The sequence below is a fragment of the Staphylococcus capitis subsp. capitis genome (genome assembly GCF_040739495.1).
Classification (GTDB): domain Bacteria; phylum Bacillota; class Bacilli; order Staphylococcales; family Staphylococcaceae; genus Staphylococcus; species Staphylococcus capitis.
Window position 1 is genome coordinate 1,394,571 of sequence record NZ_CP145263.1, and the last position, 16,094, is coordinate 1,410,664.

General features: G+C 31.3%; 13 protein-coding genes and 1 pseudogene. 1 reads left to right on the plus strand and 13 read right to left on the minus strand.

From position 1 onward, the window contains the following. Positions 1 to 39: 39 nt before the first annotated feature. The 12 genes and pseudogenes from V6C74_RS07055 to V6C74_RS07110 form a co-directional block, all read right to left on the minus strand. Entirely contained in the window at positions 40 to 804 is a 765-nt protein-coding gene (locus V6C74_RS07055; RefSeq protein WP_002453202.1) for an HAD-IIB family hydrolase, read from the minus strand. 1,188 nt (positions 805 to 1,992) lie between these two features. Then, positions 1,993 to 3,246: an aminoacyltransferase gene (locus V6C74_RS07060; RefSeq protein ID WP_016898148.1), complete on the minus strand. Its 1,254-nt coding sequence runs from the start codon at positions 3,244 to 3,246 to the stop codon at positions 1,993 to 1,995. Between the two features lie 28 nt (positions 3,247 to 3,274). Continuing rightward, the gene (locus V6C74_RS07065) at positions 3,275 to 4,528 is read right to left on the minus strand and encodes an aminoacyltransferase (protein ID WP_049388949.1); all 1,254 of its coding nucleotides are present in this window, start codon (positions 4,526 to 4,528) and stop codon (positions 3,275 to 3,277) included. Positions 4,529 to 4,801: 273 nt separating this feature from the next. Further along, positions 4,802 to 5,461, minus strand: a complete 660-nt coding sequence (locus tag V6C74_RS07070; RefSeq protein WP_002453199.1) for a type 1 glutamine amidotransferase domain-containing protein — start codon at positions 5,459 to 5,461, stop codon at positions 4,802 to 4,804. Positions 5,462 to 5,604: 143 nt separating this feature from the next. Next, on the minus strand, positions 5,605 to 6,336 hold the full coding sequence (trpA, locus tag V6C74_RS07075) for a tryptophan synthase subunit alpha (protein ID WP_002453198.1): 732 nt from the start codon (positions 6,334 to 6,336) through the stop codon (positions 5,605 to 5,607). Further along, a complete protein-coding gene (gene trpB, locus V6C74_RS07080; RefSeq protein ID WP_016898146.1) occupies positions 6,329 to 7,537 on the minus strand; it encodes a tryptophan synthase subunit beta in 1,209 nt (402 codons plus the stop codon). The genes trpA and trpB overlap by 8 nt, the downstream gene beginning before the upstream one ends. Next, positions 7,515 to 8,162, minus strand: coding sequence for a phosphoribosylanthranilate isomerase (locus tag V6C74_RS07085; RefSeq protein ID WP_016898145.1), 648 nt, complete (start codon positions 8,160 to 8,162; stop codon positions 7,515 to 7,517). The genes trpB and V6C74_RS07085 overlap by 23 nt, the downstream gene beginning before the upstream one ends. Then, positions 8,159 to 8,941 (minus strand): indole-3-glycerol phosphate synthase TrpC, encoded by a 783-nt coding sequence (trpC, locus tag V6C74_RS07090; RefSeq protein WP_002453195.1) that lies wholly within the window; start codon positions 8,939 to 8,941, stop codon positions 8,159 to 8,161. The genes V6C74_RS07085 and trpC overlap by 4 nt, the downstream gene beginning before the upstream one ends. 2 nt (positions 8,942 to 8,943) lie before the next feature. After that, positions 8,944 to 9,939 (minus strand): anthranilate phosphoribosyltransferase, encoded by a 996-nt coding sequence (gene trpD / locus V6C74_RS07095; protein ID WP_002453194.1) that lies wholly within the window; start codon positions 9,937 to 9,939, stop codon positions 8,944 to 8,946. Positions 9,940 to 9,941: 2 nt separating this feature from the next. Beyond that, positions 9,942 to 10,508, minus strand: a complete 567-nt coding sequence (locus tag V6C74_RS07100) for an aminodeoxychorismate/anthranilate synthase component II (protein WP_016898144.1) — start codon at positions 10,506 to 10,508, stop codon at positions 9,942 to 9,944. Next, positions 10,505 to 11,910: pseudogene (locus V6C74_RS07105) on the minus strand (anthranilate synthase component I). The gene V6C74_RS07100 and the pseudogene V6C74_RS07105 overlap by 4 nt, the downstream one beginning before the upstream one ends. A gap of 488 nt (positions 11,911 to 12,398) precedes the next feature. Then, on the minus strand, positions 12,399 to 13,433 hold the full coding sequence (locus tag V6C74_RS07110) for a M42 family metallopeptidase (RefSeq protein ID WP_016898143.1): 1,035 nt from the start codon (positions 13,431 to 13,433) through the stop codon (positions 12,399 to 12,401). Between the two features lie 154 nt (positions 13,434 to 13,587). Between V6C74_RS07110 and V6C74_RS07115 the strand changes: the two genes are divergently transcribed. Next, positions 13,588 to 14,679 (plus strand): prephenate dehydrogenase, encoded by a 1,092-nt coding sequence (locus tag V6C74_RS07115; RefSeq protein ID WP_002453188.1) that lies wholly within the window; start codon positions 13,588 to 13,590, stop codon positions 14,677 to 14,679. A gap of 80 nt (positions 14,680 to 14,759) precedes the next feature. On the opposite strand, the gene V6C74_RS07120 is transcribed toward V6C74_RS07115, so the two are convergent. Beyond that, positions 14,760 to 16,022, minus strand: a complete 1,263-nt coding sequence (locus tag V6C74_RS07120) for a Y-family DNA polymerase (RefSeq protein ID WP_002453187.1) — start codon at positions 16,020 to 16,022, stop codon at positions 14,760 to 14,762. Positions 16,023 to 16,094: the final 72 nt, after the last annotated feature.

The window sequence follows — 16,094 nt, forward strand, 5'->3', positions numbered from 1 at the left end:
AGTTTTATATTGATTTTTATGTTCTACGATTAATACCTCTTAAAGATATTTATCTAAGACATTACAAATTGCTTCATTAGTATTATTTATAACTTCTATATTAGGGTTCTTTAAAAAAGATTGATACTCTACATTAGCATTTGAGACGAAATAACCATGAGAAGCATTATTTAACATATGTATATCATTATGATCATTGCCGAATGCGATATAATCCGCATCAGCACCTAATATGTACTGAATCGTCGTATGCTTATCTATACCTTGAGCAGTAACATCAATGTACGATTCATTGTAATGGTGTATAAGCTCAACTCCATTAGATTCAGTTTCTAAAGTATTAGCAATAGTATCAAATTCTTCAGATTTAATATTTAAAAGTATAGCCTTAATCGGGTCCTTTATAGCATCCATATGTATAGATTGTGCCGTACGATTAGGGTCTATACGCTGATATAATTCAGTATCAGCATTTAGATTTGTCGAGTAATTGAATTTATCATCAATGATATACGTTAAATTGTATTGCTTAATGATTTGTTTGATAAGCGTGATATCATGAACGTCTATTTCCGAAATGATTTCGATTTGTCCGTTTTGAGAAATAATAGCTCCATTTCCACCAATTAAAGTATAATCCGCAAATTCAGGAATTACTGGTAGCAAATCTCTTATAGGACGTGCAGATGCGAATATTACATTATTGTGAGCATTTTTGAGTTTTACAAGCCGATGTTTAATAGATTGGTCAACATGATGACCATCAAAACAAATTGTACCATCTATATCAAAAATAAAATTCATTATCGAGTCACTCCAAATTTAGTAATAATGAATTCAGTATAGCATACAAAATACATCAAAATGATTAACTATAGCTACACATTAGATTTATAAGTGTGAATACATATATAGTTGCAATTTCTATTAACTAATATCATAAAGGATAAGATTTTAGAAACATATGCGTTGAGTAATGATTGTAATCCAGCTTACTAATAATGTAAGACAATAGAGAAATAAAACAAATAGTTAAACAACAAATAACGCGAGTAAGTAATATTTTATAGACGACAGGTAAGGTCCTCTGAACAAATATACATAACTTCCTATAATATATATTATGTAAACTAAAATATTTAAAATCATATAACATTACATAACGTGTCGGCCAGTCTTAATATTGTACATATGTATGTAACTTATACTACTTAAAATCACATTATTAGTTCGTTTTATAAATATGCTAATGCAACTAGTAATAATTATTCTGAGTCAGCTATATATTAGATTTTATAGTTTGTTATGCGAGATACAATCACACGCACTCGTTATAACTTATCATATGTAGTTATGTTTTAAGTAATTGCTATAAGTTATTTGAATATTATTTTCTGCAAAAGCATTAATCAATATTGGATAGCTATATTTAATACAATAGCAGATTATAAGCTCGTTATATCTTATGTATATCCCAAATTACCTTCAATATCTTTGTTGTAATATGTTTTAAGCATGGCATAATATACCCTTAAATTGCTTGTTTTAAAGCAATTACATCTTTATAGTTTACATAATATTTTTATAATCACCTATACATTGTAACTAACTTTAAATATCCATACTTTACAGTTGCTTAAATTAATAAACTCACATAAAACTATTTAGAATAAGTAAATAATATAATTTAAACTTTAAGCTCCTTTAAAAGACTACATCATTAAACTTTGTAATTCTCTTTTTATCTAAACATTTATATAAATCATAACTTTTACAGGTATAAAAACTTTATTAAAAATTAATCTAAGAGCATTATTGTGCAATAAAAATAATATGCTATTATTAAATGTGTAGGGAACAACATGATTTCGACAACTAAGATTTATATTCTACCTACACTAGCCAGTTAGAGTTTTCCAACCCTTCTCTAATATGGCAAAAGAGCATATTGGCTCTATCCCAATATGCTCTCAATATTAAATATATAGATAATTATTTTTTCACCTTACTACGTATACGATCTAATGTCGTGAATAACCAATATTTCACTTTATTAATTGGTTTATAGAAATCTCCGATTAATTCTTCAATTTGAACATTAAATCCTCTCTTGAAGCGATAAACGCCATAATCTTCACTATCTTTAGTAAAGTCTCCAGATAAACCATAGAAATTATATCTCGCATAACCATTATCAAAGCAATAATTTATCATATGCCAGTGCATTGCATAAGGTCCCATATACTGGTTGAACTTTTCTGAAGAACCTCCAGAGAAATAATTGACTTCATATGCATTAGCAAAGTATACACCTGAAGCTAAGTTTAAAATAGATCCCTCAGTTTGACGAATTTCACTAGCATTGAGTAATTCTTTTTTGTCATGCTCAATTTGTTTATCTAATTCGGCAATTTTTCTTAATTGCTTATCATTTTTATTTTCTTTAGCCATCATGTCATCACGACGATTTTCTTTATCATTTAAAGAGTGTTGAACTTTTTCTATGTATTCATCTAAGTCTATATAAGCTAATGGTAAAAGAGCTTTGTCGCCATAGTGATCAATGAAGTTATAGAAATATTGATCTGTTTTAGATACAAAACCTGTTCTAGCTTCAGTTTCACGATATAAATCTAAGAATATATCAAATTCATCTCTCTTAAGAAATCTCACTTTAATTCCGTAGTTTATCGCTTTATTGATATTTCTTTTACGTTGACTATCAAATTCCTTTTTCAAAGAAGAAGGTGTCTTACCTTCTAAATCTAAAACGCCCATCCATCTTACTTGGCTAGAAGTATCATATTCAGTTGTGAAACCATGATGTTCATAACCATGTGATTTAAAGAGATTAACTAAAGCGTCGTTCTTCTCAGTTAAAGGATTGATATCTTTATCATAGACTCTATATATCCAATATGGATCTAGTTTTACATATAAACATTGATGTTGGTGTAGATAATTTTCCAATTCTCTTAAATAAAAATCAACTAACCCCAAATCTGAATAATCCATAACTGGACCACGATTTGAATAATATACATAACTTCCCATTGTAGGAATTTTAGAGAAAAGACTTGCTGCGATTACTCTATTGTCATCATCTTTAACACCTAATAATACAACTTGGAATCCATCTGCTTCACGCGTAGCAATATTTTCCTTCACCTGAAAATAATGGCTTTCTAACGATGGATTTTGTACAAAGTTTTCGAATTCTTTAACTGTTAACTCTGTAAATTTCATAATTAGATAATTCCCTTCCTAAAAAAATCTATTTCTTTAACTTTTTAAGTGCGTTATAGATTGCATACATAGGTTTATTGATTGGCTTGATAAAATCACCTACATATTCAATAACATCAGCATTATAGCCTTTTTTGAACTTAATTACTCCTACATCTTCAGCGTCTTCACTGAAGTCCCCACTAACTCCATAAAAATTATAACGGTTAATTCCATGTTCTAAAGCATAGTTTATCATTTTCCATTGAATTGCATAACTTCCGGCATAGTGACGATAACGATTCGATGTGCCACCTGCGTAATAAACAACTTCAAACGGATTAATGAAGAAATATCCAGCTGAAATAGGTAATTCATTACCATGTTCTTGTTGTAAGTTTTTAGCTTCATCAATTTTTTGTTGATTTGCATCTAATTGTTGTTGAAGATTATCTCTTTTGTTATAAGCTTTCTTATTATCAGGTCTCTTCTCAATATCTTTGAGCGCCTTATTTAAATCTTTATTAAGAACATCTCTTTCATTATTAAGTTCTTCAATATACTCATCGAAGTCAACATATGCTAATGGTACTAATACTCTATCTTTAAAGTATTTTAATCGATTATAATAGAAACTATCATCTCTATCGGCGAACTCTTTCGTTTCTGTAGTATCTTCCATAAATGATCTAAAGATAGGTAATTCATCTTCGGATAGGAAACGGACTTTGACACCATTTTTTTGTACTTTCTTAGTATTACGCTTTCTTAAACTATCCATTCCTTTGAGTACATCTTTAGCCGTTTTATCTTTTAAATCTAAAACTGAATGATATCTTACTTGTAAGATAGGATGGAAGCCTTTATGAAAGCCTTCATGTTCAAATCCTAATTCTTCCATCTTATTGAAAAACCAATCATGGCCAGCATTTCCAATAATTTCACCGTCATGATTTAAGTATTGATAAGGAAGATAAGGGTCAACTCTTAGATAAAGACAATTATGCTTTTTTACATATTTACTTAATTCATTAAAGAAAAAGTGAACAAGCTCTTTATTATCATAATCAATCACTGGCCCGCGATTTGAGTAAAAATATTTAAAAATTTTCATTACAGGTACAGCAGTTAATAAACATGCTGCAATCACTTGGTTGTCATTATTTTTAATTCCTACGAGATGTGAATCCGTACCTTCAGCAACTTTAAGTTCATAATTACCTTCCATCTGAGTAAAATGGCTATAAGGCATTTGATCAGTAAAGTCACTAAATTCTTTAGCTGTTAAATTCGTAAACTTCATTATCATAACTCCTATTAATATCTTTATAACTCTCTTTATTTAACATTAAGGATGATAGATTGTTGTTAAATATAAATAGTATGAAACTGTATGATTATATATGTATTCTATACTTCTAATCTAGACAAGTATACAATAGTTATACCCAAAACTAAAATGTTAACTAATTTAAAAATTGCACTAAATTGGTAATCTACATTAGATTTGAATAATTATGTAAAAAATAATATGGACTAAACAAAGGTTTGAGCCCATATTATTTTGTGACCAGTTTTATTTTAATGCATTTACAAGTGCTTTACCAATGACTTCACTTGATTGAGGGTTTTGACCAGTAATAAACTTACGATCTTCTTCTAAATGAGATGTAAAATCATTACTTGTAACAAAATCAGCACCTTGTTCTTCTAATTTAGATTGCGTTAAAAATGGTACTTTTTCTTCTAAGCCCATTGCCTTTTCTTCACTATCAGTAAAAGCAGTTAAGCGTATACCATCTACAAGATATTTACCATTACTTGTTTTAACACCAACAAATGCACTTGGTCCATGACAAACTGATGAAATAATTTTGTCATGATCTCTAAAATGTACTAAAATATTCGCCAGTTTTTCATTATTTGCGAAATCAAAGACTGTACCATGCCCTCCTGGTAAATAAATGGCATCATACTCGTCTACATTTATCTCTTCAATACTAGGTGTAGTATTCAAATGCGAAGTAAATGAAGTATATTTGTTTAATAACTCATCAGAGGTGGAATTAGGGTCTAAATTAACCTTACCACCTTTAATTGATGCTATATCTACATCAATGCCTTCATTTTTCAGAATATCATAAGGTTCTCCAGCTTCTTCTAACCATAAACCTGTTTCTGTACCATCAGGATATTGACTAGTGCTAGTTAGAACGAATAATACTTTTTTACTCATTCACTCTCACCTCTTTAACTTGTTATAAAATTAATTTACCCTGTTTAGCTGTGAAATATTCAAATATAAAATTAAAATAACTACCGTAAAATATGAATAAAGGTTGGGATAAAATGAGTGCCCCAACCTTATAAACATTACTTTTAAATTTGATCAAGGGTCATTCTAATACTTCGTAAATATTGAAACGTCTCATCAGGTTTATTCTCAGCGAATTTTTTTACTATTTCACTGCCGATTACTACGCCATCTGCTATACGCCCAATATCTTTCACGTGTTCTTGATTTCTAATCCCAAATCCAGCAACTACTGGTACATCGGTTACACCTTTAATTAATTGGATCTTTCTTTGTAATTCAGGATGAAATTGGCCGTTTTCTCCAGTAGTCGCATTCATCGTAACCGTGTAAATAAAACCTTCTGCCTTTTTAGCAATTCTCTCAATTCTATCCTTTGAAGTCGTCATTGCTATAATTGAAATTATTTTAATGTTTTTATTTGGGTAGTCTTTTTTAAACTTTTGAGTTAATTCAAAAGGCAAATCTGGAATAATTAGACCATATACGCCTGCTTCCTCACATTTCTTTAAAAATTCATTCTCTCCATATGAAGAGATAATATTATAATAGGTCATCAATACATACTTAGAACTTATAGTTTCTTTATATTGAATTAGCTTTTCAAATATAAAATTAATATTCACGCCTGCTTCAATAGCCTTCGCTCCAGCGTTCATTATTGTTGAGCCGTCTGCTACTGGATCTGAAAAAGGGACACCAATTTCTATAATATCAGCACCTGCTTCACTCAGTGTCTTTAAATTTTCAATAAACTTTAAATCTCCCATTATGTAAGGGATAAATAACTTACTCATCTTTCTCACCACGACTTTCAGTATAATTTCTAATTGTTTCCATGTCTTTATCCCCTCTACCGGAGACAGTAATAACAATGATTTCATCTTTTTTCATTGATGGAGCTAACTTTTCAACATAACTAATCGCATGAGCACTTTCAATTGCGGGGATAATACCTTCAGCTCTAGAAAATCTTATTAGAGCTTCCATGGCTTCTTCATCACTTGCATTTACGTATTTTACTCGTCCTATATCATTATAGTATGAATGCTCCGGACCTATACCTGGGTAATCTAGTCCAGCTGAAATAGAATGCGCTAGCTTTATTTGACCGTAATCGTCTTGAATCAGATACATCTTAGATCCATGTAGCACACCCGGTCTTCCCTTTCCTATAGCTAAAGCATGTTTATTTGAGTTAACTCCTTTACCTGCAGCTTCAACCCCGTAAAGTTTTACATCATCATTAATAAACGAATAAAAAGTTCCAATAGCGTTAGAACCCCCACCGACACATGCTACTAGAGCATCCGGTAAGCGCCCTTCTTTATATTTAATTTGTGTTTTGATTTCACTTCCAATGACACTTTGAAAATCTCTAACCATTGTAGGAAAAGGATCAGGTCCTAAAGCTGAACCTAATAAATAATGAGTATCGTCCACATGGCTTACCCAATATTTGAGAGCCCTATTAACTGCATCAGATAATGTTCCTTGACCATCTTCTACTGAAACAACTTTTGCACCTAGAAGTTCCATTCTAAACACGTTCAATTGTTGCCTTTTAACATCTTCTTTCCCCATAAAAACGATGAGTTCCATATCGAATAAAGCAGCTACTGTGGCACTCGCAACACCATGTTGTCCTGCACCTGTCTCTGCGACTAACTTAGTTTTTCCCATACGCTTCGCTAACAGTGCTTGACCTAGAGCGTTATTAATCTTATGAGCCCCAGTATGATTTAAATCTTCACGTTTTAAATAGATTTTTGCTCCACCTAACTGTTCGGTAAATGATTTAGCATAGGTCAGTGGCGTTTCTCTTCCAACATAGTCTTTAAAATAACTTGCGAGTTCATCTTGAAATGTTTGGTCTTGTTTAGCTTGTTGATAAGCTTTTTTAAGTTCTATAATTGCAGGCATAAGTGTTTCAGGCACATATTGACCACCATAATCACCGAAAAAGCCTAGTTCGTCAGCTTCTGTTTGTATGTTCATCTCTTTCATCTCCTTTAATGATTTCAATCATTTTTGTCATTTTATCCAAATCTTTTACACCATTAGTCTCAATTCCACTAGCTATATCATATCCACACTGACCTAAATTAAGGTGTTTAAGTTCCTTAATGTTATTTTTATCTAAACCTCCAGCTATTAAAAACCTTGATTCTCGAATATTATTAAGTATATTCCAATCGAATGAATCACCCGTACCACCGTAATTTTGAGATGGCGTATCAATGATAAATAAATCAACAGCTTTTTCATATTTCTCAATATTTCTATTTAAATCATTATCGGCTGGAAGTGCTTTGATTATTTTAATTGTGGAATTTAAATTTCTAATTGCTTCTATGAATTGAATAGATTCATTTCCATGAAGTTGCACGACATTGATATGAGTCTCTCTGAGGATTTGTTTTACTAATTCCAATGTTGGATTTACTAAGACTACAACGCGATTAATATAATCTGGAACTAGCTTGGATAAAAATTTTAATTGATTAATACTTATATGTCGCTTACTTTCAGGAAAATGAATAAACCCTACTGCATCAACATTTAAATTTTTAACCTTTTGAATATCTTCTTCACTTTTAAAACCGCAAAATTTTAAAATCATTGATAAATTTTCTCCAATTTTAAGCTTGGTAAAAATACACTTAAGTCGTTACATTTCATTAATGATTCTCCTACTAGTAAGCCATCAATACCTGAGTGTAGAATGTGCTCAACATCACGAGTGCTATGAATACCGCTTTCTGAGATATAATGAAAACCTTTCTTTTTAAAATTTAAGATTTGGTTTGTATGTTCAACGTTAGTAATAAAACGTTTCAAATCTCGATTATTGACTCCAATAATTTTCGGTGATAATTGATGAGCTCTCTCTAATTCATTTTTATCATGTACCTCAACTAAAACTTCTAAGTTTAGTTCCGTTGCATAACCATATAGAGTTTTTAGCTCTATGTCTGTAAGAATGTTAAAGATAAGTAAGACAATTGAAGCGCCTGCTTTCTTAGCCACATCAATTTGAATTTTATCAACAATAAAATCTTTACATAGTACTGGTAAAGTCGTTTGGACTGTTAGTTCTCTTAATCGTTCGAAACTACCGCCAAAGTATTTTTCATCAGTTAAAATCGAAATTGCATTCGCACCATATAATTCATAATCTTTGACTTGGTCTATCAGGTTTCTTTTAGGTAATTGCTTTAGAGTTGGACTTTTTGACTTTATTTCTGCGATCACTGATAACTTTTTGTCATTTTTTAAAGCTTCAATTAACTTTTTCTTATTTGAAACATCTACGTGTTCAAGTTCTTCTAATTTATGCCTATAATATCCCGCGTCGATTAAGTCCTTTTTATAATTAACTATTTCGTTAAGAATTGTCATGATTACACCCCCATCTTTAAATATTGTTTGATAGCTTGACCACTCTCTATAAGATGACGAGCTAATTTAATACCAGAGCGAATATCTTCTACTTTCTCAGCCACATAAAGAGCAATTGCTGCATTGAGTATAACGACATCTCTTTTGCTCGATTGATCGTTTCCATTTAATATATTTATGGCTATATTCTTATTTTCTTCAGGTGTTCCACCTTTTAGTGCGTCATTTTCAGCAGAAGCTAAACCGTAATCTTTAGCATTAATAGTGTACTGTTTGATAGGTTTATCTTGGTTAATTTCATAAATGATATTGTCACCCGACAATGTTGCTTCATCCATACCATTGGCACCATGAATGACTATAGCTCTCTTTCTACCTAAATCTTTAATTGTTTGAGCAATCTTAGCTAGTTGCGTTACATCATAGACACCCATCACTTGATAAGTAAGTTTGAAAGGATTGATAAGCGGCCCTACTAAATTAAATATAGTTGGAGACTTTATTTGCTTTCTAATAGGTTGAATGTATTTCATAATTGGATACGTATCTGTAGCACTAATGAAAGAGAGTCCCCTAGTATTTAAGTGATCTATCACACTAGCCACTTTACTTGTTTGAATCCCCATCGCTTGAAGAACATCGGTACTACCTGAATGAGATGTAATACTTTTATTGCCATGCTTAACAACTGGAACACCGGCGCTTGCTACTATGAATGCTACAGTAGTTGATATATTGAAACTGTTTGAACCATCTCCTCCGGTACCACAAACACACATAGCTCCTTCGTAGTATGGTTGAACTGGATACATTGTACATATAAGATGTTTAACTAAATATGTTAGTTCATTTTGATACATTTCCTTTTGAGTGTAAGACTTTAATAACTTAAGTTTATTGTCTTCATTCACGTTTGGATTTAGTAGAATATCGATAAATTCCTTCATACTCTCTTCCGTTAACTGTTTATTCTCTTCAATATCTTTTAATAATTTCATTTTTAACTACCTTTCATTGCTAGTCTTACAAAGTTATTAATTATTTGTTCTCCATGTTCTGTTGCAAAGGATTCAGGGTGATATTGTATTCCGTAATGCTTTTTATATTTATGTTGAAATGACTGTATACAATCTAATGTTTGACCAGTAATTTCCAGATCAGATGGAAATGTTATAGGATTACTTATTAATGAGTGATATCGCATTATTTTAAAATGATTAGCTAAACCTTTATACAAAGGTGTAGGTTTAACTATTTCTAAATCATCCACTTTACCATGCATAATTTTTCGACCTTGTATAACGTCTCCTCCGTAATAACATGTCAATGCTTGTGATCCTAAGCAGACACCTAATATCGGTTTATTTTCGAAATATTCAATTAATTCAATCAATAAATTATTTTCTAAAGGATGGCCTGGACCTGGAGAAATAATAACTGCTGTGATATTTTTAAGTTCATAAATTCCACTATCATCGGGATATTTAACAATAACATCTGTTCGTTTTGATACTATATCTACAAGGTTATAAGTAAAAGAATCATAGTTATCAATAATTAAAATCATGGAGTAACCTCCAATAAACTCTTTGCTTTCAGTTTAGTTTCTTCAAGTTCTTTTTCAGGTATAGAATCGTAAACTACAACACAACCTGCCTCAATGTTGACTTGTTTATCATCTATGAGCATAGTACGTATAGCAAGTGCGAAATCTAAATTATGATTACAATTGATGTAGCCAACTCCCCCACTATAAATCCCTCTCTTAAAGGGATACGCTTCATAAATTCTTTGAATAGCTCTTAACCTCGGTGCTCCCGAAACTGTGCCTGTAGGTAATAAACTTGCAATAACGCTCATTGGCGATAAATTATCTTTTAATTCACCTACGACTTCACTCACGATATGCATAACATGTTCATATTTCTCAATTTCCATTAATTTTGTGATTTTGGAAGTTCCTATTTTGCTAATCCTATGAATATCATTTCTCCCTAAATCTACTAGCATGCTATGTTCACTTCTCTCTTTTTCATCATTAAGCAGAGCGTGGCTATTTTTCATATCTTCATCTTTATTAGCGCCACGTTTAGTAGTTCCAGCTATCGGATTGGTATAAACAAGCCCATCTTTCACTTTCACGAAACTTTCAGGTGAACTACCTACAACTATTGGAATACTTTTATTCAAATAATACATATATGGACTAGGATTTTGTCTCTTTAATTTTTGATAAAGTTGAAAACTTAATTGTTGTAAATGAGCTGCAAAATGATGCTTATAAAAATATATTCTTGATGGTACAACTTGGAACATATCTCCTTCAGCTATTTTCCTTTTTAATTCTGTTATTATCTGTAAAAATTCTTTTTCTCTTATATTAGTCTTAATTTGACGTTCAGCTATTTCCAACTCTATTTTTTCATAAGCTAAATTGATGTTCTTTAAATCATCAATTCTTTGGTTAACTTTGGCTTCCAACTGAGATTTAGAAGTATCTGAAAATAAATTTGTAGAAACCACATACAATTCATCTTTATAGTGGTCAAAAACATAAGTATCTTCTACTAGATAAAAATTAACGTCATGATCCCTATGGTTATCTAGTTCAATTTCTTGAAGTTTAGGAAACTCATGTCTAACAAAATCAAAACTACATGTTCCAATAAAACCTGAAATAAATGGTAAATGCTTTAATTGCTCATCTTCAATCCTTGCATAATACTTATTAACTAAATTTTTAAATAATCGTAAGGGTGTTCATTCACTACTTTACTTTCTTCTTTTGTTTTAATATTCAATTGATTATCATCAAGAGTAACTGAACCGTAGTCTTCTAAAACAACTATGGAATACCTTCCTTTTAATTTGTCTTGATTTGTACTTTCAAATATTATTTTTGTTTCTCCTAATTGTGCTAAAGCTTCAGGAGTCATCAGCGCATTTAGCTTTTTATAAACTACATCCATATTTATTCTCCTTTTCATTAAAAAAATCAGCCTCCTTGTGAAAAAGGACGCTGACGCGCGGTACCACCTTATTTAGCCGAATATTAAAAATATTCTGAACTCACTCTACATACTTATTTTTTTATTCCGCAAAACCCAACTTCTTTAAAGTAGGTGTTAGTTTACATCAACCACTAACTTTCTGTCACTACCTCATCTTTAAGTACTACATTTTGCTTAAAAAAACACCACAATAACACTCATCTCTCAATAAGGACGCGTTACCGTGGTGCCACCTTAGTTAACAAATTTATTTGTTCACTTTTAAATTATTCAATTATGATTTGAAAGCCCACTTCGTTTACTGCATCGTGCTAATTTACATCAACCATTAGCTTTCTTAATGCTACAAATTGCAATAACTACTTATCTGTTCAAATTGTCTAACTTTTCTAACAATTCAGTATCATACATTTTAGAGTTAACTTTGTCAATATAAATTTACACTTTTATTCATTGATGGGTGATAAACAATAAGCATAAAGTAAATCTTGAGTGGCATTAATTGAATCTATATGCGTTCTCTCCATCGCATGCGAAGATTCAATACCTGCTCCGAATAAACCATGACGAATATCAGCACCAGCTTTCAAAGCTGCTGAGGCATCTGAAATATAATATGGATAAATATCAACTTTATACGGAATCTCGTTAATTTTACAAAGGTTAACGAGATGATTTTTTAATGCTTTATGATATGGACCAGATCCATCTTTTGCGCAAATTGAAACAGTGTGCTCATCAGAATTTTGACCATCTCCAAGCGCTCCCATATCTAAAGCTATAAATTCGACTATATCTTCAGAAATGCTTGAATTTGCGCCATACCCTATTTCTTCGTTGTTAGAAATATAAAATTGTGTTGAGTGTGGTAATTCCGTACCTTCGTTTTTAAGTTTTTTTAAAAGTTCTAGAATCATTCCGACACTCGCTTTATCATCTAGATGTCTAGACTTAATAAATCCTGATTGAGTGATAACTGTTCTAGGATCAAATGATATAAAATCACCCACTTCTATGCCTAAATCTCTTGTTTCTTGAGCGTTATGAGTTATTTCATCAATTCGTACTTCCATATGTTCTTGATCTCTTGGAATATTGTGATTATCTTTGTAAACATGGACACTTGTTTCATGTAGACAAATAGTTCCTGAGAACAATTGACCATTTTGAGTTTGAATTTCACAATACTCTCCCTCTATAGCATTAAAGTGAAATCCACCTATTAAATCTAACGCTAATCTACCATTTTCTTTAATCTCTTTAACCATTGCTCCCAATGTATCCACGTGTGCAGTTATACAACGCTTTTCGTTTTTATTTATACCATCAACTGTAATAAGGAGTCCGCCTTTATTAGTAACTACTGTAGGATAACCTAGTTCTTCAACATAGTTTTTAACATAATTAATCGCTTCATCAGCATTACCAGATGGACTGCTAATTTCAGTTAACGTTTTTATAGTTTCTAAAATTCCAGTCATATTATCCCCCTTTTACAACTTAAATTACTTTTATTTTAAACTAAATCTTCCTCATACTCTAACAATTATGAATAATTATTTAGAGTATTGCTTACTTCTCTTCTCTCATTTACAATGATACTATTCTGAATATTTCGAAATAAGGTGATTGTTAATGCAACACATATTATTTGTTGGTCTTGGTCTTATTGGTGGTAGTTTAGCTAGTAATTTAAAATATTATAATTCAGATATAACAATTATGGCTTTTGATGCTAACGAAACTCAGCTAGATAAAGCGTTGTCCATTGGTATAATTTATAAAAAAATAGCTGATTATAAAACGGCAATTGAACAAGCTGATGTGATTGTTTATGCTACGCCTGTTGAACAAACTATTAAGTATCTATCAAAGCTACCTAATTATAATACTAAGCCTCATTTGATAGTAACCGATACTGGAAGTACTAAATCTACAATTCAAACTTTTGAAAAGCAATTATTGGACAGTAATATTCATTTAGTTGGCGGTCATCCTATGGCAGGTAGCCACAAATCTGGAGTATTAAACTCTAAAAAACATTTATTCGAAAATGCCTATTACATTCTCGTATTTAATGAAAAAGAAAATCAAGAAGCAGCTGATTATTTACAAAACTTATTTAAACATACTTTAGCTAAGTTTATTACAACAAGTGCAGATGAACATGATTTTGTAACTGGTATAGTCAGTCATGTACCTCATATTATTGCATCTAGTTTAGTGCACTTAAGTGCCACTCATGTTGATAAGCACGCATTAGTAGAAAAATTGGCTGCTGGAGGCTTCAGAGATATCACTCGAATTGCTAGTAGTAATGCTCAAATGTGGAAAGATATCATTTTAAATAATCAAACACATATTTTGTCTTTATTAAGTGAGCTGAAAAATCAAATTACAACCATTGAAAATATGATACATTCTCACAATGACGAAAACATTTACGATTTCTTTGCTAAAGCTAAAAACTATCGAGATCATCTCCCCGCTAAACAACGAGGAGCACTCTCTGTGGCGTATGATCTATATGTAGATATTCCGGATAAACCGGGTATGATAAGTAAAGTTACACATATCTTATGTTTACATAATATTTCTATAAGAAACCTTAAAATTTTAGAAGTACGTGAAGATATTTATGGTGCATTACAAATAAGCTTCAAAAACCCTGAAGATCGAGAACGTGGTATCAAAGCTTTAAAGAACTTCGATACTTATATTGAATAATTTAAATCCCCTAAAGTGTGACAAATAACATGTCGTTCACCGCTTTAGGGGATTATCTCTGAATTTTTAACGTTAATCATCTACATTTTGTGACCAGCCATAAGTCCTAATCGACCATGCTTAGTCCCTGCTTCAGTATAAGATGTCGCTTTAGAAACGATACCTCTGCCATATTTTAAGTGTAAATGGTCAATTGTTTTAGCTAGTTTTTCATCTCGCTTACGCTCATACTCATCAATAAATAAATTTAACTGACGATCTTGTTCATCTACAAACTGTGTTAAAGATACACTTAGCGTCCTATACAACGCATTTTTATCACATAATCGATTCGCAAAATAATTAATCACTTTAAAAATATCTCTTTCTAAATTTGTAGGATCTTCTAGCGTGTACTGCTTATGTACACCGCCATCATCAGCATAACCAAAGGAAAAATGTATCGTACGTGCTAATTTTTTCTGTGCTCTTAATCTACTTGCTACATCTTCAATGAGTTCTTGCATGACTACTTTTGATTCCTCAAATCGATAATCTCTCATCAAAATTTGGCTTTTACATATTGAAGGATTTGTTACTTTATATTTTTCTCTTACTTTACTTTGATCAATACCGTTAGCATGTAAATGCATATCTACACCTAAAATACCAAAATCTCTTTTTAAATAGCGATACGGATATTGGGCTAAATCCCCAATTGTAAATATTCCTCGCTTATTTAATTTCGCTTCAGTGCGTTTATTAATACCCCAGAAATCTCTTAATGGTTGAATAGGCCATAACTTGTTAGGCACATCTTGATATCGCCATTCTGCAATTCCATCTTCTGTATGTTTTGCTTCTATATCCATTGCTATTTTGCTCAATAACATATTAGATCCTATACCAACAGTACAATGAATACCTGTTTCTTCTAATATTTCTTTTTTTAATCGTTCGCAAAACGCATAAACTGTAGAACTAAATCTATGATAGCTATCAGTAACATCCATAAAAAATTCGTCAATACTATATTGATGTAAGTCTTCAGGTGGCACGTAACGTAATGCAATTTTTGAAATAGCAACAGAAACATTTAAATACTTTCTCATACTTGGATTAATAATATAAATATCATTTCGATGTGGTATTTCAAAAAGTCTAGATCCAGTTTTTATACCTATTTCTTTCAATTTTGGTGTAGCAGCTAACACTACTGACCCCTGTCTTTTCGTATCAGCTACTACTGCTAGCTTGGTTTCTAAAGGATCTAAGCCCTTTTCCATACATGAAACACTCGCAAAAAAGCTCTTCTGATCAATGCATAATACATCTCTATCCTCTAATAGATTATAGTCATACATAACTATGCCTCCCTTACAAAATATATTATATACGAACACACGTTCTTATTCAATACAAACAAGAACGAATGT

Coding starts and splice junctions, on each gene's coding strand:
- V6C74_RS07070 (WP_002453199.1), bottom strand. CDS start 5,461: ATGAGTAAAAAAGTATTATTCGTTCTAACTAGCACTAGTCAATATCCT.
- V6C74_RS07060 (WP_016898148.1), bottom strand. CDS start 3,246: ATGAAATTTACAGAGTTAACAGTTAAAGAATTCGAAAACTTTGTACAA.
- trpC (WP_002453195.1), bottom strand. CDS start 8,941: ATGACAATTCTTAACGAAATAGTTAATTATAAAAAGGACTTAATCGAC.
- V6C74_RS07100 (WP_016898144.1), bottom strand. CDS start 10,508: ATGATTTTAATTATTGATAACTATGATTCTTTTACTTATAACCTTGTA.
- trpB (WP_016898146.1), bottom strand. CDS start 7,537: ATGAACATACAAACAGAAGCTGACGAACTAGGCTTTTTCGGTGATTAT.
- V6C74_RS07120 (WP_002453187.1), bottom strand. CDS start 16,022: ATGTATGACTATAATCTATTAGAGGATAGAGATGTATTATGCATTGAT.
- trpD (WP_002453194.1), bottom strand. CDS start 9,939: ATGAAATTATTAAAAGATATTGAAGAGAATAAACAGTTAACGGAAGAG.
- V6C74_RS07065 (WP_049388949.1), bottom strand. CDS start 4,528: ATGAAGTTTACGAATTTAACAGCTAAAGAATTTAGTGACTTTACTGAT.
- V6C74_RS07110 (WP_016898143.1), bottom strand. CDS start 13,433: ATGACTGGAATTTTAGAAACTATAAAAACGTTAACTGAAATTAGCAGT.
- V6C74_RS07115 (WP_002453188.1), top strand. CDS start 13,588: ATGCAACACATATTATTTGTTGGTCTTGGTCTTATTGGTGGTAGTTTA.
- V6C74_RS07055 (WP_002453202.1), bottom strand. CDS start 804: ATGAATTTTATTTTTGATATAGATGGTACAATTTGTTTTGATGGTCAT.
- V6C74_RS07085 (WP_016898145.1), bottom strand. CDS start 8,162: ATGATTTTAAAATTTTGCGGTTTTAAAAGTGAAGAAGATATTCAAAAG.
- trpA (WP_002453198.1), bottom strand. CDS start 6,336: ATGAGTAAGTTATTTATCCCTTACATAATGGGAGATTTAAAGTTTATT.